The sequence below is a fragment of the Corallococcus sp. AB030 genome, assembly GCF_003668965.1.
Taxonomy (GTDB): Bacteria; Myxococcota; Myxococcia; order Myxococcales; family Myxococcaceae; genus Corallococcus; species Corallococcus exiguus.
The window spans coordinates 1-19115 of the sequence record NZ_RAWQ01000108.1 but is presented as its reverse complement, the minus strand read 5'-3'; the positions used below and the strand labels follow the sequence as shown (position 1 = coordinate 19115).

The 19115-nt window shown below is 69.5% G+C and carries 17 protein-coding genes; 9 read left to right on the top strand and 8 right to left on the bottom strand.

Going from position 1 to position 19115, the window contains the following annotated elements; genetic code table 11:
* Window positions 1-59: 59 nt before the first annotated feature.
* From D7Y15_RS24245 to D7Y15_RS24215, 7 genes are all read left to right on the top strand, one after another.
* Window positions 60-887: a 2,3,4,5-tetrahydropyridine-2,6-dicarboxylate N-succinyltransferase gene (locus D7Y15_RS24245; RefSeq protein ID WP_120575649.1), complete on the top strand. Its 828-nt coding sequence runs from the start codon at window positions 60-62 to the stop codon at window positions 885-887.
* Between the two features lie 83 nt (window positions 888-970).
* Window positions 971-1603 (top strand): cupin domain-containing protein, encoded by a 633-nt coding sequence (locus D7Y15_RS24240; protein ID WP_121754086.1) that lies wholly within the window; start codon window positions 971-973, stop codon window positions 1601-1603.
* Window positions 1604-1648: 45 nt separating this feature from the next.
* Window positions 1649-2737: a succinyl-diaminopimelate desuccinylase gene (dapE, locus tag D7Y15_RS24235; protein ID WP_121754085.1), complete on the top strand. Its 1089-nt coding sequence runs from the start codon at window positions 1649-1651 to the stop codon at window positions 2735-2737.
* 143 nt (window positions 2738-2880) lie between these two features.
* Window positions 2881-3279 carry a cell envelope biogenesis protein TolA gene (locus D7Y15_RS24230; protein WP_120575646.1) on the top strand — a complete coding sequence of 133 codons (399 nt, stop codon included), beginning with the start codon at window positions 2881-2883 and terminating at the stop codon, window positions 3277-3279.
* Between the two features lie 188 nt (window positions 3280-3467).
* The gene (locus D7Y15_RS24225; protein ID WP_121754084.1) at window positions 3468-5726 is read left to right on the top strand and encodes a family 2 encapsulin nanocompartment cargo protein terpene cyclase; all 2259 of its coding nucleotides are present in this window, start codon (window positions 3468-3470) and stop codon (window positions 5724-5726) included.
* A 53-nt stretch (window positions 5727-5779) separates the two neighbouring features.
* Complete coding sequence (locus D7Y15_RS24220; RefSeq protein ID WP_121754083.1) at window positions 5780-7177, top strand: family 2B encapsulin nanocompartment shell protein; 1398 nt, start codon at window positions 5780-5782, stop codon at window positions 7175-7177.
* Between the two features lie 33 nt (window positions 7178-7210).
* Entirely contained in the window at window positions 7211-8611 is a 1401-nt protein-coding gene (locus D7Y15_RS24215) for a family 2B encapsulin nanocompartment shell protein (protein WP_120575643.1), read from the top strand.
* Between the two features lie 61 nt (window positions 8612-8672).
* On the opposite strand, the gene D7Y15_RS24210 is transcribed toward D7Y15_RS24215, so the two are convergent.
* The 3 genes from D7Y15_RS24210 to D7Y15_RS44785 are packed head-to-tail and all read right to left on the bottom strand — an operon-like array spanning window position 8673 to window position 11514.
* Window positions 8673-9683: a hypothetical protein gene (locus D7Y15_RS24210; RefSeq protein WP_148712857.1), complete on the bottom strand. Its 1011-nt coding sequence runs from the start codon at window positions 9681-9683 to the stop codon at window positions 8673-8675.
* The gene (locus tag D7Y15_RS24205; RefSeq protein WP_158629101.1) at window positions 9680-11191 is read right to left on the bottom strand and encodes an FAD-binding protein; all 1512 of its coding nucleotides are present in this window, start codon (window positions 11189-11191) and stop codon (window positions 9680-9682) included. Before D7Y15_RS24205 ends, D7Y15_RS24210 begins: the two co-directional genes overlap by 4 nt.
* A gap of 2 nt (window positions 11192-11193) precedes the next feature.
* Entirely contained in the window at window positions 11194-11514 is a 321-nt protein-coding gene (locus tag D7Y15_RS44785) for a hypothetical protein (protein ID WP_158620727.1), read from the bottom strand.
* Between the two features lie 142 nt (window positions 11515-11656).
* Here D7Y15_RS44785 and nrfH point away from each other — a divergent pair, with 142 nt between their 5' ends.
* Together nrfH and D7Y15_RS24195 are read left to right on the top strand one after the other, a co-directional pair.
* Window positions 11657-12175 (top strand): cytochrome c nitrite reductase small subunit, encoded by a 519-nt coding sequence (gene nrfH / locus D7Y15_RS24200; RefSeq protein ID WP_233596754.1) that lies wholly within the window; start codon window positions 11657-11659, stop codon window positions 12173-12175.
* On the top strand, window positions 12172-13638 hold the full coding sequence (locus D7Y15_RS24195; protein WP_121754080.1) for an ammonia-forming cytochrome c nitrite reductase subunit c552: 1467 nt from the start codon (window positions 12172-12174) through the stop codon (window positions 13636-13638). Before nrfH ends, D7Y15_RS24195 begins: the two co-directional genes overlap by 4 nt.
* 7 nt (window positions 13639-13645) lie before the next feature.
* Here the strand turns inward: D7Y15_RS24195 and D7Y15_RS24190 are convergent, their stop codons facing one another.
* The 5 genes from D7Y15_RS24190 to D7Y15_RS24170 form a co-directional block, all read right to left on the bottom strand.
* Complete coding sequence (locus D7Y15_RS24190) at window positions 13646-14956, bottom strand: hypothetical protein (protein WP_121754079.1); 1311 nt, start codon at window positions 14954-14956, stop codon at window positions 13646-13648.
* A gap of 447 nt (window positions 14957-15403) precedes the next feature.
* The gene (locus tag D7Y15_RS24185; protein ID WP_233601736.1) at window positions 15404-16648 is read right to left on the bottom strand and encodes a hypothetical protein; all 1245 of its coding nucleotides are present in this window, start codon (window positions 16646-16648) and stop codon (window positions 15404-15406) included.
* An 8-nt stretch (window positions 16649-16656) separates the two neighbouring features.
* Window positions 16657-16968, bottom strand: a complete 312-nt coding sequence (locus D7Y15_RS24180; protein ID WP_121754078.1) for a 4a-hydroxytetrahydrobiopterin dehydratase — start codon at window positions 16966-16968, stop codon at window positions 16657-16659.
* A gap of 75 nt (window positions 16969-17043) precedes the next feature.
* Window positions 17044-18528 carry a glycerol kinase GlpK gene (gene glpK / locus D7Y15_RS24175; protein ID WP_121754077.1) on the bottom strand — a complete coding sequence of 495 codons (1485 nt, stop codon included), beginning with the start codon at window positions 18526-18528 and terminating at the stop codon, window positions 17044-17046.
* 213 nt (window positions 18529-18741) lie between these two features.
* Window positions 18742-18978, bottom strand: coding sequence for a hypothetical protein (locus tag D7Y15_RS24170; RefSeq protein ID WP_120575634.1), 237 nt, complete (start codon window positions 18976-18978; stop codon window positions 18742-18744).
* Between the last annotated feature and the right edge of the window lie 137 nt (window positions 18979-19115).

The following is a 19115-nucleotide window of genomic DNA, read 5'->3' as shown; positions in this document are numbered from 1 at the left end:
GTCCGGCGGTGGACATTGAGGAGGGCGCGGGCACCTGAAGTGTGATTCAACCCGGCGTCATGGCGACATCCCTCGAAGAGCTCTCCCAGCGGGTGTCCGCGGCGTTCGCGGACCGGGCGAAACTGAAGGACGCGGACACGGTGGCGGCGGTGCGCGAGACGCTCGCGCGGCTGGACACCGGGGAGCTGCGCGTCGCGGAGAAGGGCCCGGAAGGCTGGCGGGTCAACGCCTGGGTGAAGGAGGCCATCCTCCTGTTCTTCGCCGTGTCGGAGATGAAGGTGATGGAGGTGGGCCCCTTCGAGTTCTACGACAAGGTGCCCCTGAAGAAGGGCCTGGAGGCGGCGGGCGTGCGCGTGGTGCCGCCGGGCACCGTGCGCTACGGCGCCTTCGTGGAGCGGGGCGCGGTGGTGATGCCCGGGTACGTGAACATCGGCGCGCGGGTGGGCGCGGGCACCATGGTGGACACCTGGGCCACGGTGGGCTCGTGCGCGCAGGTGGGCCGCAACGTCCACCTGTCGGGCGGCGTGGGCCTGGGCGGCGTGCTCGAGCCGCCCACCGCGTCTCCGGTCATCATCGAAGACGGCGCCTTCCTGGGCAGCCGCTCCATCGTGGTGGAGGGCGTGGTGGTGGAGGAGGAGGCGGTGCTCGGCGCCAACGTGGTGCTGACCGCGTCCACGCAGATCATCGACGTCACCGGGACCCAGGAGGTCATCCACAAGGGCCGCGTGCCGGCGCGCAGCGTGGTGATTCCGGGCATGCGGGAGAAGCAGTTCCCCGCCGGGAAGTTCATGGTCCCGTGCGCGCTCATCATCGGGCAGCGCAAGGCGTCCACCGACCAGAAGACCAGCCTCAACGCCGCCCTGCGGGACTTCGCCGTCGCGGTGTGAGCCTGCGACAAATCCGGCGCGGGCGGGGTCGCGTATAGGAGTTGTTACGCGACTTGTTACGGCCGCGTCGTTTTCAGGAGAGCATGGAACACCTCGACGACATCCTCCCCGAGTGGCTACTCGGGACCCTGGAGCCGGCCCGGCGCGACGCCGCGGCACGGCACCTGGACGGCTGTGCGCACTGCCGGGCGGAGCTGACCCGGCTGACGCCCGCCGTGGATGCGTTGGGGGCGCTCGTGGAGCCGGTGGCGCCCCCCGCCGAATCGCTCCAGCGGCTGATGGAGCAGATGGAGGGGCCCGGCCGCTTCGCCCGCCAGGCCGGGAAGGTCGCCGCGCTCCTGGACGTGGCGGAGGCTCGGGCCCGAGAGCTGCTGGAGTCCATGTCGGAGCCGTCCAACTGGATGCCCGGCCCGGTGGAGGGCGTGGAGCTGATGCCGGTGGAGACGGGCCCGGCGCGCGAGGGGATGATGGCCGCCATCGTGCGCCTCCAGCCCGGCGCCCGCTACCCGCGTCACACGCACCTGGGCCGCGAGTGGAACCTGGTGCTGGAGGGCGGCTTCCGCGAGGACTCCGGCCACGAGGTATGGCCCGGGGACGAGCTGGAGAAGGCGGACGGCTCGCTGCACGACTTCACCGCGCTGCAGGGCCCCGCGTGCATCTGCGTCTCGGTGTTGGATGGCGTGACGTCCTTCGAGGACCTGGCGGACGGCGCCTGACGGGACGATGTCCCGGGCCCGGGCGGGGAGTATGGTGCTTCGCGCATGTCCTCCACCGACCTCGCCACCCGACTCGCCCAGACGACGCTCGAGCTGTGTCGCATTGAAAGCCCCATTGGCTACGAGGGCCCCATCGCGGACCACGTGGAAGGCTGGGCGCTGAAGCACTTCCGCCGCGAGGAGGTCTTCCGCGTCGGACACACGCTGTTGTTGGGCTCGCTGGAGGACCCCCGGCCCACGGTGGCGCTCATCGGCCACCTGGACACGGTGCCCATGCACCCCGGGGACGTAGGCCGTGTGCCGCGCATCGAAGGGGAGCGCGTGCACGGGTTGGGCGCGTCCGACATGAAGGGCGGCGTCGCGGTGATGATGGCGCTGGCGGAGGACCTCCAGCGCGACGCGCTGCCCGTCAACGTGGCCTTCCTCCTGTACGAGCGCGAGGAGGGCGCCTACGCGGAGAGCGGCCTCATCCCGCTGTACGCGAAGCGGCCGGACCTCTCCCACGTGAAGTTCGGCATCGCCATGGAGCCCACGGACGGCGTGGTGCAGGTGGGCTGCGTCGGCAGCATGCAGGTGACCGTCCGTTTCACGGGGCGCAGCGCGCACTCCGCCCGTCCGTGGCAGGGGGAGAACGCCATCCACAAGGCGGGGCCGCTGCTCACGGAGCTCTTGGGCCGCGAGCGCGTGGAGGTCAACGTCGCGGGCTTCCCCTTCTATGAAGTCATGAGCGCCACGCTGGCCAAGGGCGGCCGGGCGCGCAACGTGGTGCCGGAGGCGTTCGAGCTGAACCTCAACTACCGCTTCGCGCCGGGCAAGAGCGTGGCGCAAGCGAAGGAGGACGTGCTGGCGCTGGTGGCGGGCCGCGCGGAGGTGGAGTTCACGGACGCGTCCCCCAGCGGGCCGGTGGCCGCGGGCAACCCGCTGTTCCAGCGGCTGATGTCGCTCACGGGGCTGCCCGCCGCGTCGAAGCAGGCGTGGACGGACGTGGCCCGCTTCGGTGAGTGGGGCGTGGACGCGGTGAACTTCGGACCGGGTGAGACGGCGCAGGCGCACCAGCTCCACGAGAGCGCGCCCATCCCTCCGCTGGCCGTGGCGTACGAGAAGCTGGCCGCGTTCCTGAAGGGCGCGGCTTAGCGGCTCGCGAGCGTCGTGCGCTCCGGGGCCGGATTCTCGGCCTCGCGCATTCGTCAGGTGGCGTGCATCTGCGCAGGGGGGCATGGATGCAACTCCGGCGGTTGCGCTTACCCTTGCAGGGTCGTCATCCCTGGAGGTTGTTGATGCACGCCGAGTCGAACATGCAGGACCCGAACGAGACCCCGTCGTCCAACACGATCCTGCCGGTCGGTGAGGCGACGCCCGCCAGGACGTCGCGCCGCCGTTCCTCCGGCGCTCGCAAGGCGTCGTCCCGCCGCACTGGGGCCGCGAAGAAGGCGACCTCCAAGCGCACCACCGAGAAGAAGGCCGCGGGCAAGCGCACCGCGAAGAAGGCCACCGCGAAGCGCGGCACGGCGAAGCGCGGTACGACGAAGAAGGCCACCGCGAAGCGCGGCGCCCGCAAGGCTCCGGCCCGTCGCGCCGCCGCCGGACGTACCGCACGCAAGACGTCCGCCCGTGGCAAGTCCGCGCGCAAGACGACGGCTCGCAAGAGCCCGTCGCGCCGCTCCACGCGCCGCTAACAGCCCCCGTCGCTGGCGGAAACACCCCCCATCAGCGGGTTCCCGCCAGTGACCCGGGGGCGGGTCATCTCCCATCCCCGCGCCCTCTTATTCGCCGGATTAATCCAGTTTTCCGGCAGGGTCTGATAGGCGTGGAGTTGGACACTGAACGACAGTACTAGTCGCCTGGGGTCCAACGAGGGGTGGAGATGTCCAAGGGGAAGCAGAAGCAGCCATTCCAGTTGCCGGAGTTCTACGTGCCGTGGCCGGCGCGGCTGAACCCGAACCTGGAAGCGGCCCGCGCGCACACCAAGGCGTGGTCGTACCAGATGGGCATCCTGGGACCGCCGCGGGATGGCACGGACCGCGAGGTCTGGTCCGAGCGCCGCTTCGACGGCATGGACTACGCGCTGCTCTGTGCGTACACGCACCCGGAGGCGCCGAGCCCGGAGCTGGACCTCATCACGGACTGGTACGTCTGGGTCTTCTACTTCGACGACCACTTCCTGGAGGTCTTCAAGTACTCGCGCGACGTGGCGGGTGGGCAGGCCTACCTGGATCGTCTGCCGCTGTTCATGCCGCTGGACATGTCCCCGCCGCCGGAGCCGGTCAACCCGGTGGAGCGCGCCCTCTGGGACCTGTGGCAGCGCACCGTGCCGTCCATGTCCATGGAGTGGCGCAAGCGCTTCTTCGAGAACACCAAGCACCTGCTCGATGAATCGATGTGGGAGATCGAGAACATCAGCGAGGCGCGCATCTCCAACCCCATCGAGTACATCGAGATGCGCCGCAAGGTGGGCGGCGCGCCCTGGTCGTCCGACCTGGTGGAGCACGCCGTCGCCGCGGAGATTCCGGACCGCGTCGTGCGAAGCCGGCCGATGCGCGTGTTCAAGGACACGTTCTCGGACGCGGTGCACCTGCGCAACGACCTGTTCTCCTACGAGCGCGAACTGGAGGAGGGCGAGCTCTCCAACGGCGTGCTGGTGGTGGAGAAGTTCCTCGATTGTGACACGCAGCGCGCGGCGGACCTGGTCAACGACCTGCTGACGTCGCGGCTCCAGCAGTTCGAGACCACGTTCGCCACGGAGCTGCCGTGGCTGTTCGCGGAGTACGGGCTCAACCCGGTGGAGCAGGCGCAGGTGCTCACGTACCTGCGCGGACTCCAGGACTGGCAGTCCGGCGGCCACGAGTGGCACATGCGCTCCAACCGCTACATGAACCAGCACTCGGAGGAGCGGCCGGCGCTGTCCATCCCCGTGCCCTCCGGTCTGGGCACCTCCGCGCTGCGGATTCCGCTGACGCCCGGCGGGCTGGGACTGGGGCCTCGCTCCCGCTCCCTGAGCCACGTGCCCCGCCAGCACGTGGGCCCCACGAAGCTGCCGAAGTTCTACATGCCGTACAGCACGTACTTGAGCCCGCACCTGGACCGCGCGCGCAAGCACTCCAAGGAGTGGGCGCGGCGGGTGGGCATGCTGGAGGTGGTCCCCGTCGTGGGGTTCTACGTCTGGGACGACCACAAGTTCGACGCGGCGGACGTGGCCCTCTGCGGCGCGTACATCCACCCGGACGCGACCCCGGAGCAGCTGGACCTGACGGCGTGCTGGCTCGTCTGGGGCACCTACGCGGACGACTACTTCCCCATGCTCTACGCGAACACGCGGGACATGGCGGGCGCGAAGATGTTCACCGCGCGGTTGGGCCAGTTCATGCCGGATGACGTGGAGGCCGCCAACGCCGCGGTGCCCACCAACCCGGTGGAGCTGGGCCTGGTGGACCTGTGGAAGCGCACCGCCGGCCCGCTGTCGGCGCGCGGCCGCACGCTGTTCCGCAAGGCCATCCAGGACATGACGGACAGCTGGGTGTGGGAGCTGAACAACCAGATCGTCAACCGCGTGCCGGACCCCGTGGACTACGTGGAGATGCGCCGCAAGACGTTCGGCTCGGACCTCACCATGAGCCTGTCGCGCCTCTCCAAGGGCGACGCGGTGCCGGAGGACGTCTTCAACACCCGCACGCTGCGCGGGCTGGAGAACTCCGCCGCGGACTACGCCTGCTTCGTCAACGACCTCTTCTCCTATCAAAAGGAGATCGAGTTCGAGGGCGAGCTCAACAACTGCGTGCTCGTGGTCCAGAAGTTCCTGGGCGTGGACAAGGACACCGCTGTCCTCACGGTCAATCAGCTGATGACCGCGCGCATGAAGCAGTTCGAGCACCTGGTGGCCAAGGAGCTGCCGGTGGTCATCCGCACCTTCGCCCTGGATGCGGAGGCGCAGGAGAAGCTGAACAAGTACGTGGAGCAGCTCCAGCAGTGGATGGCGGGCATCCCCCGGTGGCACGCGGAGGTGACCCGCTACACGGAGACCGAGCTGACCCACGACGCAGCGCCCAAGTTCAAGACCGGGAACGTCTCCGGTCTGGGCAAGTCCGCGATGCGCATCGCCGAGCTGTTCCGCACCGGCAAGCCTTGAGCTCAACCGCAGTCCGAAGCCTTTTGATTCTTCAACCTGGAAAAGGGTGATCCATGTCCAACGACATCAAGAAGTTCGACGACAACAACCAGAGCCTCGGCACGCAGGCGGCGCGTCAGCTGGCGACGACGACCAAGTCCGAGCCGCAGATGCAGGGCATCTCCTCGCGGACGCTGCTCAAGCTGCTGCCGTGGGTGCAGGTGTCTGGCGGTACGTACCGCGTCAACCGCCGCATGACCTACGCGGTGGGTGACGGCCGCGTCACCTTCACCAGCACCGGCGCCAAGGTGCATGTGATTCCGCAGGAGCTGGGCGAGCTGCCCCTGCTGCGCGGCTACGAGGACGTGGACGCGCTCACCGCGCTGGCCAACCGCTTCGAGCAGAAGGAGTACAAGGCCGGTGAGGTCATCACCGAGGCCGGCAAGGAAGCGGACTCCATCGTCCTCATCGCCCACGGCAAGGTGAACCGCGTCGGCTCCGGCAAGTACGGTGAGCCGGTGGTGCTGGAGACGCTGGCGGACGGCGACCACTACAGCTACCAGGCGCTGCTGGAGTCGCAGGACTACTGGCAGTTCACGGCGAAGGCCGTGACGCCGGTCATCGCGCTGGTCCTGCAGCAGTCCGCCTTCGAGGCGGTCGTGGCGCAGGTGCCGTCGCTGCAGAAGCACATCGACAACTTCAAGGCCCGCTCCAAGAAGAAGCAGGACACGTCCGGCCAGAAGGCCATCGAGCTGGCCGCCGGCCACCACGGCGAGCCCGTGCTCCCCGGCACCTTCGTGGACTACGAGACGCACCCGCGCGAGTACGAGCTGGCCATCGCGCAGACCGTGCTGCAGATCCACACGCGCGTCGCGGACCTCTTCAACGACCCCATGAACCAGACCCAGCAGCAGCTGCGTCTGACGGTGGAGGCGCTGAAGGAGCGCAAGGAGCACGAGCTCATCAACAACCGTGAGTTCGGCCTGCTGCACAACGCGGACCTGAAGCAGCGCATCCACACCCGCTCCGGCGCGCCGACGCCGGACGACATGGACGAGCTGCTGGCCACGGTGTGGAAGGAGCCGTCGTTCTTCCTGGCCCACCCGCGCGCCATCGCCGCGTTCGGGCAGGAGTGCAACAAGCGCGGCATCTACCCCACCAGCACCGACATGAACGGGACCATGGTGCCCGCGTGGCGCGGCATCCCCATCGTGTCCTGCAACAAGCTGCCCATCAGCGAGTCGCGCACCACGTCCATCATGCTGATGCGCGCGGGTGAGAAGAACCAGGGCGTCGTCGGCCTGCACCAGGCGGGCATCCCGGATGAGATCGAGCCCAGCCTGAACGTCCGGTTCATGGGCATCAACGAGAAGGCCATCATGAACTACCTGGTGACGGCGTACTTCTCCGCGGCGGTGCTGACGCCGGACGCGCTGGGCATCCTGGAGAGCGTGGAGCTGGGCCGCTCGTAGTTCCTCGTCCGTCCATCACGGGAAGGCTCTTCCATGACGACTTCACAGAAGGACGTAGCGGCGCACGAGGGCACCAGCCTCAGCACGGCGGGTGCGCGCCAGCTCGCGACGACGACCAAGACGCAGCCGGTGATGCAGGGCATCTCGCCCCGCTACCTGCTGAACATCCTGCCCTGGGTGCAGGTGTCCGGCGGCACGTACCGCGTGAACCGGCGGCTGACGTACACCGTGGGCGATGACCGGCTGAACTTCAGCAACATCGGCGCCAAGGTGGAGATCATCCCCCAGGAGCTGCTCAAGCTGCCGCTGATGCGGGGCTTCCAGGACGTGGATGACCTGCTCATCCGCACCCTGGCGGGCCGCTTCACCCAGAAGCATTACAAGGCCGGGGAGAACATCGTGGAGGCGGGCAAGTCCGCCGAGCACGTGATGCTCATCGCCCACGGCAAGGCGCAGAAGCTGAAGGCCGGCAAGTACGGCGACCCCGTCGTGCTGGACACGCTGGCGGACGGCGACCACTTCGGTGACCAGGCAGTGGTGGAGTCGAACGACGTGTGGCCCTTCACCGTCAAGGCCGTCACGGCCTGCACGGTGATGGCGCTGCCGCAGGATGTGTTCGAGTCCCTCATCAACCAGTCCCCGGCGCTCAAGGCGCACGTGGCGCGCTACCAGGCGAACCTCAAGAAGCCCCAGGACAAGGCGGGCCAGTCCGCCATCGCGCTGGCCGCCGGTCACCACGGCGAGCCCGTGCTCCCCGGCACCTTCGTGGACTACGAGCTGAAGCCGCGCGAGTACGAGCTGAGCGTGGCGCAGACCATCCTGCGCGTGCACACCCGCGTGTCGGACATCTTCAACGACCCGATGAACCAGACCGCGGAGCAGCTGCGGTTGACCATCGAGGCGCTGAAGGAGCGCAAGGAGTGGGAGCTCATCAACAACCCGGAGTTCGGCCTGCTGCACAACGCCGACCTCAAGCAGCGCATCAACACCCGCTCGGGTCCGCCGACGCCGGACGACATGGATGAGCTGCTGACGCGCCGCCGCAAGACGCGCTACTTCCTGGCCCACCCCCGTGCCATCGCGGCGTTCGGCCGGGAGTGCAACAAGCGCGGCCTGTACCCGACGGTCGTGGACGTAGGCGGGGCGAAGTTCCAGGCGTGGCGCGGGGTGCCCATCCTCCCGTGCGACAAGCTGCCCATCAGCCGGGAGAACACCACCTCCATCCTCGCCATGCGCATCGGTCAGGACGACCAGGGCGTGGTGGGCCTGCACAACGCGGGCATCCCCGACGAGGTGGAGCCGAGCCTCACCGTGAAGCGCATGGCCGTCAACGACCAGGCCATGACGAACTACCTGGTGAGCACCTACTACTCCGCCGCCGTGCTCGTCCCGGACGCGCTGGGCGTGCTGGAGAACGTGGCGCTCGGCGGCTGAAGCATTCTCCGCTGTGAAACATGAACGGGCCCGGTGCTTCAGCGCGCCGGGCCCGTTGTCTTTAGCGGCATTGGGCGAAGTACCAGCGCAACTGGAGCTGGCCCCGGAGCACGGTTTCGTCCGTGTCCGCGCCGGGCGCCGTGGTGAGCGAGGCGAGGGCGCTGGTGCAGCCGGGCAGCTTCACGTCGATGGCGGCGCCCGGGTGGAAGCGATTGTCGGTGCCGTCGAAGGCCAGCTCCGCGCGGAAGTCGGCCACGGAGGTCTTCCGCTGCACGCCCAGCCCGGTGCGCAGCGCCCTGCCGTCCCGGAACAGGTCCAGCGCCTGCATCGTCGCGAGCGCGTCGAAGCGCCGGCAGAGCGAGGCCTGGCCGGTCAGCCAGAACGTGTGCCTCGTGTCCTGGAGCCCGTCGCCCGTGAGCACGCCGCCTTCCGTGCGGGCGGAGACGCCCCAGCCCGCGGAGATCTGGATGTCTCCGCTCCGGGAACGCATCTGTCTTTCGGCCTGATCGAAGATGGCGGAAAGGTCCACGCCCCGTTCGGACACGTCCTCGTCCGAGTCCGCGGGCCGCGGCACGCCGTGGCGCTCCAGTTCCTCCGCGACCTGTTCGGGCAGGGTGGAGTTGAGCACGGGGTCGTGTGGATCATGGACCGTCGTCCTGAGCCCAAGGCCCACGCGCCATGCACCCGTGCCGTCCAGGTCTGGAATCATGGCCGCGGACACGGTCGTCTTCGTCAGCACCCGCATCAGCCGGCCCGCCACCGAGTTCGAGCGGTAACGGGCCAGGCTCCGGATGCCACCGCCGAAGAGGAAGTAGGGCGCGACGTCCAGGCTGATCCCTGGACGGAACGCTTCCGGCGACGCTGACGCCAGGACCGTGGCCATCACCGGCTTGAGCGCCGCGCCGAGCAGCACGCGCAGGGGCGCTTCCTCCATCGCGACCAGGGCCGGGGACTCCGGCACGTCCACGTCGAGCACGTAGCGGTAGAGGTTGATGTTATCGCTGTCTCGCGCGCTCGCCGCGCCCGGGGCGAGCAGGGCGCCCACCATCGACAGGCCGGCGAGCCTATTCACTCAAGTTCCAGCCCGCGGAGATAGTCATTGGCGAAGGCCGCGCGCAGCTCTGGCGTGGGAAGCAGGGCCCGGCGCGCTTCGAGCCAGGCGTTGACGCGCGCCTCGCCGTACAGGCCGCGCACCGCCGGGCCATCCAGTTCGTGGAACTTGCCCCAGTGGTACGTGTGGGGGATGGAGGACTCGGCGAGCTGCTGCCAGACGCGACGGTTGTAGGACTTCGTGCGGGTGGACGACGCCCCGTCGATGTCGAGGATGCACGTCATGGGCGCGTGCTGCGTGAACGCCAGCGTGGCTTTGGAGGGCAGGGCGTAGCGCACCCCGAACAGCCCCGGGAACGCGTGGGTGCGATTGATGGCGAGGGCCAGCTCCACCGTCTCGCGCACCCGGCCGAGCGGAACGCCCACCGCGCTGCCCCAGGCCTTCCCCCGGGTGGTCGTGTCGGTGAACAGCTCGCCGTGCGTCACGCAGACGTTTTCGTATTCCGTGTAGAAGCGATCCATCAGCCGCGACAGCAGGGGGATGGTCAGCTCCGAGACCATGTCCGTCAGCACGCCGACGATTTCGAGCGCGCTGTCCCCCTGTGTCAGCTTGCTGCCGGGGCTGGGAGGGTTCGAGCCTTCCGGACACCGCGCGTGCTTGTACATCACCGTGACGAAGACGCCCCGGTCCATGTCATTGGGATTGATGACCGCCGTGAAATGATAGGGTTTGAGCCCCTGCGGCCCCGGCAGCGTGATGCCGGAGAAGTCGAGCTGGTCGAACGCGCGCCAGAGCCCCTCGGTGAGCGGCATCCGCTGGCGGTACGCCTGGAGGTAGTAGAGGTCCACCACCTCCATCAGGACGCCGTGCACGAGTCCGAAGCCGCCCAGGCCCACCAGGGCGGCTTTGAAGAGGGCGTCGTCCCGGATGAGCTCCGCGCCAAGCTTCTGGGGAATCTCGTCGTGGATGACCGGCGCGCTGGCTCGCTCCAACCAGACGTGGCGGTCCGGTGAGACGACGACGTGCAGTCCCACCACGAAGTCCTGCATGGCGCCGGTCTCCAGGCTGGAGCCATGCGTGCCCGTCCCGATGGCTCCGGCGATGGTCTGCCCATTGCTGGCGCCCGAGGTGGTCAGGGACTTGCCGGCCTGCTTCAGGAAGTGGTTCAGCTCCGCGACGGAGACACCGCTCTGCGCGAAGAGGAGGTCCTCCCTCCGGCCCGGATGGTCGGGATGGGGGCGGGGCGCGGGGAAGAGGTAGTTCAGCGGCCGGGTGTTGACGAGGATGCCGCTGGTGGCGGGCGCCTTGGAGAAGGACCAGCCTCCGCCCAGGCCGCGGATCTCCAGGCGCTCGGTGAGCGCGCGCTGGATGAGGCCCTGCAGGCCCACGGTGGTGTCGAGGTAGCCCGGCACCGTGGACTGGGAGGCATCCGCGTTCCAGACGTCCACCAGCAGCTCCAGCCTCTGGGTGTAGCTCTGGTGCCAGTTCTGCCAGCGCTTCTGGCTGCTCTCGTGGATGACGGGGGGCATGGCTACCGCACCCCAAGGTCGCCGGGCGCCGGCTGGGCCTTGGCGCAGCGCCACTCCACCCGCTGCGGCATCGCGAGGCCGAGCGTCAGCACGCCGATGAGCGCGAAGCCCACGTTGGTGCTCTGGGTGACCTCCGCGAGCGCCTGGCCCTGGCAGTTGTCCACCCGGGGCCGCTCCTGGACGAGCCCCCAGCCCAGGGACCAGAGGACCTCGCCTTGCGGTTCGGTGGCGCTGGCCCCGGCAGCTCCGGGCGCCTGGACACGGTAGTGCGCGCAGGCCGAGCTCAGCCCCAGACACAGCAACGCCGCCGCACGCTTGGACATGATCGAGCATGGGCCTGCCGGAGGGGTGGGACCATGCGGTCAGCGGTCGTGGACGTCTGTCTGACACTCCACGCGCACGCGCCACCGTCACGCTGTTGAAGTGTTTCCCCCACCGATGGGCGATTTATGTAGGGTGGCCCACGTGCTCTTCGCATCCCGCACCGTGCTGGCCGTGATCCTCGGGATTGCCATGGGTGTGGCGGTCGGTCTCGGCGGCTTCACCTTCGCGTACGCGAAGGGCTCGTCCTACCTGCGGGACGACCCTGCCGCCTGTGCCAACTGCCACATCATGAACGAGCAGTACGACGGCTGGCGCAAGAGCAGCCATCACGCGGTGGCCACCTGCAACGACTGCCACACGCCCGCGGGCTTTCTGCCCAAGTACTACACGAAGGCGAGCAACGGCTTCTGGCACTCCTTCTACTTCACCACCGGCACCTTCCCGGACCCCATCCGCCTGCGTCCGGGCAACCGCGTGGTGACGGAGAACGCGTGCCGCAAGTGCCATGCCTCCATCGTGGAGGCCATCGAGACGCCCCCCACGGGGCACGGGCAGGTGGCCCCCGGCGAGCAGCTCCAGTGCCTCACCTGCCACAACTCCGTGGGTCATCCCGAAGGGTCGGGGAACCCCGAGCTCATCCGTAAGGAGAATGCACGATGACCGAGCCCGAGAAGGCTCCGGAGAAGCGCCGGCGGTTCAGCGGCACAAAGCTCGTGGTGGCGGTCGCGGTGGCGGCGGCGCTGGCCTCGGCGGGCGTCACGGCCCTGCTGGTCAACATCATGGAGCGCAAGCAGGAGGCGAGGAACCCCTTCTACCGGGTGGTGGAGCTCGACGACACCATCACGGACCCCGCCGTGTGGGGGAAGAACTTCCCGCTGCAATACGACGGCTACAAGCGCACGGTGGACCAGAAGCGCACCCGCTACGGCGGGAGCGAGGCGGTGGCGCGCACGCCCACCCAGGCGGATCCTCGCTCGGTGGTGGCGCAGAGCCGGCTGGAGGAGGACCCCCGCCTGGTCACCATGTGGAGCGGCTACGCCTTCGCCACCGACTTCCGCGAGGAGCGCGGCCACGCGCACATGCTGGAGGACCAGGTCTTCACCCAACGGCAGCAGGTGACGCAGCAGCCGGGCACCTGCATCCACTGCCACGGCAGCGTGTACGTGCCCTACAAGAAGCTGGGGGACGGGGACCTCATCAAGGGCTTTGAGAAGATGAACCAGATGCCCTTCGCCGAGGCTCGCAAGCTCGTGGAGCACCCGGTGTCCTGCATCGACTGCCACGACCCCTCCACCATGCAGCTGCGCGTCACCCGCCCCGGCTTCATCGAGGGCATCGCCGCGCTCAAGGCCAGCCAGGGCGTGCCCGGCTTCAAGGTGAATGAGGACGCCACCCGCCAGGAGATGCGCACGTACGTCTGCGGGCAGTGCCACGTCGAGTACTACTTCAAGGGCAAGGAGAAGCGCCTCACGTACCCCTGGGCCAAGGGCATCAACGTGGACCAGATCATGGCCTACTACGACGAGGACGGGCACGCTGACTGGACCCACGCGCTCACCGGCGCGAAGGTCCTCAAGGCGCAGCACCCTGAGTTCGAGATGTACAACCAGGGCATCCACGCGAAGAGCGGCGTGGCGTGCGCGGACTGCCACATGCCCTACCAGCGCGAGGGGGCGATGAAGGTCAGCGACCACCACGTGCGCAGCCCGCTGCTCAACATCAACCGCGCCTGCCAGACGTGCCACAAGTGGAGCGAGGCGGAGCTGCTCGAGCGGGCGGAGACCATCCAGACGCGCACCTTCCAGACGCGCAACATCGCCATGGACGCGCTGGTGGACCTCATCCACGACCTTGAGAGCGCACGGAAGGCGGGAGTGCCCGACGAGTCATTGGCCAAGGCGCGCGACCTGCAGAAACGCGCCCAGTTCTACCTGGACTTCGTGGAGGCGGAGAACTCGATGGGCTTCCACGCGGACCAGGAGGCGGTGCGCATCCTGAGCAACTCCATCAACTTCTCACGCCTGGGCCAGAACGCGCTGCGGCCTGGCGGAGGGGCCTCCACCGCCCCGGATCAGCGACCCGCGGGAGCGCCCGCCGCTGGAAGCGCGGGCGCTCCTCGGTAACGTCTGTCTAATACTTCACGCGCACCAGGAAGACGTCGCCGCGCGTGGGCTTGAACTTGTCCACGCCGAAGTCGGTGACGCGGTCGGTGTAGCCGAACAGCACCGCGTCGCCGTCCGGCATCAACGTCACTGCTGGCACCGCCTCCACGCCGTACAGCTCGCCGCGTGCTTCCGGCGCCGTGCCCAGGAAGAGGCGCGAGGCCAGCGGTTGTCCCGTGGGGTCGAAGCGCTGCGTGAAGAGCTGCGCGGACCCCAGGCCGTCCGGGCCCGTGGCGCCGTTCTCCAGCCACGAGTACGTGTAGCCCACCACCAGCACCTCGCCGGTGGAGTGGATGGCCACGCCCTGCACGGACGCGTCCACGCCCAGGTCGCGTGCCCAGCGCTCGGTGCCGTCCGCGCCCGTCACCACCACGAAGGGGCTGGGGCTGGCCGCGCCCTTCAGCGCCGCGCCCGCCCAGGAGAAGCTGCCCTGGAAGTCGCCGCCCGCCACCACGTCACCGGCGGCGTCGCGGCTCACGTCTCGGACGCTCCCCTTCACGCCAGGCCGCACCTTCGCCCAGCCGAGCGCGCCGTCCTGCCCGTACAGCGCCACGAACGGGCTGCCTGAGCCGGAGCCCTGCGTGGCGTTGGTGCCGAAGCGCACGGTGCCCGTGTAGCGCCCCGCCACCGCCACGCTGCCGTCCGCGCCGGGGGCCAGGGACAGGGGCTCGGCGCCCGCGCCCTCGGACTCCGCGCTGCCCACTGCGAAGGCGCGCTCCGCCGTGCCGTCCGCCGTGAACACCGCCACGCCGGCCGAGGCCCCCTTCACCTCGTTGCCCAGGTCCACCGTGCCCGGCGCCGTATAGGCCACGTACAGCCGGCCCTGCGCATCCGCCGCCACGTCCTTCACCGTCAGCTCGCCGGGCACCCGGTGCGCCCAGAGCGTCGCGCCATCCGCGGACAGCCTCGCGACGATGGCGCCGTCGCTGAGCTTGCCCGTGCCCAGGTCCACCGTGCCCTGGATGTTGCCGGCCAGCAGCATGCCGCCAGCGCCGTCCGCCGTCACGCGGGCCCGAACCTCCGCGCGCAGCGTTTCAGGCGTGGAGTCCACGCGCACGTCGTACGCGTGCGTCCACAGCGTCTGCCCCGCGCCGGAGCGCCGCGTGAGGACCAGCTCCACGGCGTCATCCGTGGGCGTGCGCGCCTCCAGGTCGTCGTAGCCGTGCACGGCGGCGGTGAAGAAGTCGCCCGTGGCGTCCACCGCCAGGTCCAGCGCCAGGTCATCCTGCGCGGCGCCCTCCTTCGCGAACCACAGCGTGGCCCCGGATGCGGGCGGCACGGTCCCCGGCTCCTGGACCGGAGGCGGTGGTGTCTGTGGGTTCTGATTGCCCGGCGGCGTCTGCGTGCCGCTCCCTGGGGGTGGAACCTCGCCCGGTATCGAAGGCTGCTCCGAGGGTGGGCACCCCAACTTCGAATCCTGGCAGTTGTCCGGATCGGGCTTTTCAGCCCCGCCTCCGCACCCCCACCCTCCGCCAAACGCGAAACCCAGCACCGTCGCTCCAACGACAGTCCGGCGCCACCCCCGCCCCAGATACATGGAATCCCCTCCGTGTACGGCAGGGTTCGCATGCCATCCCACACCGGCAAATACGGCACGGAAGGTTGCTCGGCCGCCCGCTGCCGGACGGCGGATGTATCGCGTGGGTGGGGTTCGCGACGCCGTGGGTGGGCGACGCGAGCACCCACGAAGGTCCTCTCGTTACCCACGCAGGCGCAAAGCCAGACACTACCGCCAGAAGCCGATGGAGACGCCCCAGTTGGAGTAGCGGCTCGCCAGGTCGAACGACGCGGTGATGGACCAGTCCTCCCAGTAGCGCAGCACGAACAGCTCGAAGCCGCCGGTGAGGTGCGGCCGGGGGTTCCGGTCCCGGAAGGGGGACGGCTCCAGCCATGTGCCCGCGCGCAGACGCAACAGGCCGGGGAAGGTGTCCCATTCGGCGCCCAGGCGCGGCTGGAAGGTGGGGGTTTCGCCCACGGGCTGCGGCTCCGTGGTGATGGCGAGCGAGCGCGACGCCACCGCGTTGCTCACGCTGGAGATGAGGTCCACCTGCGCGGTGATGAGCCACCGGCCGGCCAGCGCGTCGCGAGGCTCCTCCTCCGGCACCGGCAGCGCGTCCCCGTCCACCTGGAGCTGCCGCCGGGCGGCGGGGGACAGCCGGTTGTAGCGGTGCGCGCCCTCGCCCAGCCGCCAGCTGGCGCCCAGGGACAGCACCGCGGGCGACACCACGGCCGCGTAGACCTGACGGCCCGCGATGAAGGGGCTCTGGCCGTCGTCGCGGCGCCAGCCCGCCACCACCTCCGGGCGCACCGCCACGCCAATGCGGTAGGGCCGCCCGTGCGGACGGAAGAGCATGTCCACCGCCACACCGGTGTCGCCGTAGCGCCAGGACTGGTCTCCCATCTCACTGAAGCTGGCCTGCGCGGAGAAGATGCCCAGCGACAGGATGAAGTCGTCCTGGCCGAAGGCGATGGAGCCCGCGAGCGTGGATTGGGTGAGGGAGACGCGCAGCTTCTCGCCCTCGCCCCGGCAGCCCAGGGTGAGGCAGTAGCCCGTGCGGCTGTTGCGCCAGAGGAAGCCGATGCCGAAGCGCTTGTATTGCAGCATCAGCGCGCCCAGCAGCTGGCGGCTGTCCACGGTTTCGTCGGCCAGGCCGTCGTTGTCCACGTCCCGGCGCTTGGTGCCGGTGAAGGGCAGGTCCAGCCAGGACAGGGTGACGCCCAGGTCCCAGTCGCGCTCCAGCGACGCGCTGCGCTGGGCCAGGGCGGCCAGGTTGCTGGACACGCCCGCGGCGCCCTCCGCGATGCCCACGTAGGCGCCGCCCAGGCCCACCACGCGCGCCGACCCCAGCAGCGCGCCGGAGTTGAAGTACAGACGTTCCGGACGGGGCTCCGTGGGAGCGTCGTCCTGGGCCAGGGCCGGGAGCGCGGCGAGGGACACCGCGCACGCCAGGGCCGCCAGGGTGCTACGCACGCCGTGAATCACCGGACAGCGGCCCCTTCGCTGAAGAGGCGGTCCGCCTCCGCCGCCAGGGCGGAGTCGCGGGACGTGAGGCCGCCCGCGTCGTGCGTCACCAGCGCCAGCGTCACCTTGCGCCACCGGATGTCGATGTCCGGGTGGTGGTCCGCGGCCTCCGCGGCCTTCGCCACTCGCTCCACGAAGGCGATGCCCTCCAGGAACGAGGGCGCTTCGTAGGTGCGGCGGATCATCCCGCCCTCGTGCTTCCAGGCGGGGTGCTGGGCGAGGAAGGTCTGGAGCGCATCCGGGGTGAGCAACGTGCGGTCGTAGGCCATGGCGGCCGTTCTACCCGCTCCCTTGCCCGATGGAAGCCCCGGCGCGTTCAATGCGCCGGGCTCCTTTGTCTCATTTCACGCGCGCGAAACCGCCTGCTTCCACTTTTCCAGGTGGCGCGCGCGCACCTCCGGCTTCATCTTCGGCTTGAAGGTCCGGTCCGCCTTCCACGCGCGGCGGATGGCGTCCGGGCTGGTCCACACGCCCGCGCCCAGGCCGCCCAGGAAGGCCGCGCCCAGGGCCGTGGTCTCCAGGTTGCGCGGGCGGACCACCGGCACGCCCAAGAGGTCCGCCTGGTACTGCATGAGCAGGTTGTTGGCCGCGGCGCCGCCGTCCGCCTTGAAGACGGGGATGTCCCGCCCGCTGTCGCGGCGCATGGCCTCCGCCAGGTCGTGGATTTGAAGGGCCACGCCCTCCAGCGTCGCGCGCGCCAGGTGCGCCACGGTGGTGGAGCGGTCGATGCCGGCGAACAGGCCGCGCGCCTCCGGGCGCCAGTGCGGCGCGCCCAGGCCCGCGAGCGCCGGGACGAAGACGACGTCGCCGGAGTCCTTCACGCTGGCGGCCAGCGCCTCCACGTCCGGGGCCTTCTTGATGACCTTGAGGCCGTCGCGCAGCCACTGCACGGCGGCGCCCGCGATGAAGGAGCTGCCCTCCAGCGCGTAGTGCGTGGTGTTGCCCAGCTTCCACGCCACGGTGGTGAGCAGCCCCGCGGTGGAGCGCACCGGCTGGGTGCCGGTGTTCATGAGCAGGAAGGCGCCGGTGCCGTAGGTGCACTTGGATTCGCCGGGGTCGAAGCACGCCTGCCCGAAGAGGGCCGCCTGCTGGTCGCCCGCCATGCCCGCGACGAGGATGCCGTCCGGCAGGCTGCGCATGCCGCGCGTGGTGCCGTACACCTCCGCGTTGCCTCGGATCTCCGGCAGGCACGCGCGCGGCACGCCCAGGAGCGAGCACAGCTCGTCATCCCAGTTGAGCGTGCGCAGGTCCATGAGCAGCGTGCGGCTGGCATTGGACACGTCCGTGACGTGGGCGACGCCGCCGGTGAGCTTGTGCACGAGCCACGAGTCGATGGTGCCGAAGCACACGTCGCCGCGCTCGGCGCGCTTCTTGGCGCCCTTGAGGTGCTGGAAGAGCCAGGTGAGCTTGGTGCCGGAGAAGTAGGGGTCCAGCACCAGGCCGGTGACTTCCCGCACGCGGGGCTCGACACCCTGGGCCTTGAGCTTCTGACAGATGTCCGCGGTGCGGCGGTCCTGCCAGACGATGGCGCGGGCCAGGGGCTCGGAGGTCTCGCGGTCCCACAGGCCCGTGGTCTCCCGCTGGTTGGTGATGCCCACCACGGCGATGTCGCGGCCGGTGAGGCCGGCGTCCTTGAGCGCGCGGGCGATGCACCACTCGCTGGTGTTCCAGATGTCGATCAGGTCGTGCTCCACCCACGACGGCTTGGGGAAGTGCTGGGGCAGCTCCTTGTAGGAGCGGCCCACCACCTGCAACCGGGTATCGAGGATGGAGACGTGGGTCCCCGTGGTGCCCTGGTCCAGCGCCAGGACGTATTTCGCCTTCGCCATGCGTGCGGAGCCTCTTTCGTCGGCCAATGGCCGGACACGGAAAGGGACCCTACTCCAAGAGAAGGCGCCCGCACCGACGGAGCGTGCGGGATGTCAGGCACCGGGAGATGTCCGTGGAACGCTCCCGTGCCTGCGTGGGGGTGCCGTGACGGTGCGCCTTGCCGGGGGAAGTCCACGGTACTTCCCGGCGCTGCCGTGCACGGCGGCCCGCTTTCAGTAACCCGTGGCCCTCGAGCGGTTGTTGAAGTAGCGGCGCAGGCCGTAGGCGCCGAGGCCCGCGAGAATCATCCGACCCAGCGAGCCGCCCGCACCGGAGGACCTGCGTCCCCGGTATCCATAGCCGATGGGACGGCGACCATAGGCGCTGCGTCCGCGGTTCCAGCCACTGCCCCTGAAGACGCTCCGTTGTGACGCGCCCAGCGCGCCCAGCAGCTTGGATAGCAATGCCATGGTGTCACTCCGTGGTGAGGGATACGCGGCCCGAGCGGCCTCGACGGGGGTCGGACCCGTGAAGGACGTGCGTGCGTTGAAAGGTGGGTCTCACACCGTGTGACGACACCCCGTGTCGAACGGGGCCCGTGAAAGCC

What these genes read in the sequence shown, in the direction of transcription:
- D7Y15_RS24245 (WP_120575649.1), top strand. Translation starts at nt 60, where the DNA reads ATGGCGACATCCCTCGAAGAGCTCTCCCAGCGGGTGTCCGCGGCGTTC.
- D7Y15_RS24240 (WP_121754086.1), top strand. Translation starts at nt 971, where the DNA reads ATGGAACACCTCGACGACATCCTCCCCGAGTGGCTACTCGGGACCCTG.
- dapE (WP_121754085.1), top strand. Translation starts at nt 1,649, where the DNA reads ATGTCCTCCACCGACCTCGCCACCCGACTCGCCCAGACGACGCTCGAG.
- D7Y15_RS24230 (WP_120575646.1), top strand. Translation starts at nt 2,881, where the DNA reads ATGCACGCCGAGTCGAACATGCAGGACCCGAACGAGACCCCGTCGTCC.
- D7Y15_RS24225 (WP_121754084.1), top strand. Translation starts at nt 3,468, where the DNA reads ATGTCCAAGGGGAAGCAGAAGCAGCCATTCCAGTTGCCGGAGTTCTAC.
- D7Y15_RS24220 (WP_121754083.1), top strand. Translation starts at nt 5,780, where the DNA reads ATGTCCAACGACATCAAGAAGTTCGACGACAACAACCAGAGCCTCGGC.
- D7Y15_RS24215 (WP_120575643.1), top strand. Translation starts at nt 7,211, where the DNA reads ATGACGACTTCACAGAAGGACGTAGCGGCGCACGAGGGCACCAGCCTC.
- D7Y15_RS24205 (WP_158629101.1), bottom strand. Translation starts at nt 11,191, where the DNA reads ATGCCCCCCGTCATCCACGAGAGCAGCCAGAAGCGCTGGCAGAACTGG.
- D7Y15_RS44785 (WP_158620727.1), bottom strand. Translation starts at nt 11,514, where the DNA reads ATGTCCAAGCGTGCGGCGGCGTTGCTGTGTCTGGGGCTGAGCTCGGCC.
- D7Y15_RS24195 (WP_121754080.1), top strand. Translation starts at nt 12,172, where the DNA reads ATGACCGAGCCCGAGAAGGCTCCGGAGAAGCGCCGGCGGTTCAGCGGC.
- D7Y15_RS24180 (WP_121754078.1), bottom strand. Translation starts at nt 16,968, where the DNA reads ATGGCCTACGACCGCACGTTGCTCACCCCGGATGCGCTCCAGACCTTC.
- glpK (WP_121754077.1), bottom strand. Translation starts at nt 18,528, where the DNA reads ATGGCGAAGGCGAAATACGTCCTGGCGCTGGACCAGGGCACCACGGGG.
- D7Y15_RS24170 (WP_120575634.1), bottom strand. Translation starts at nt 18,978, where the DNA reads ATGGCATTGCTATCCAAGCTGCTGGGCGCGCTGGGCGCGTCACAACGG.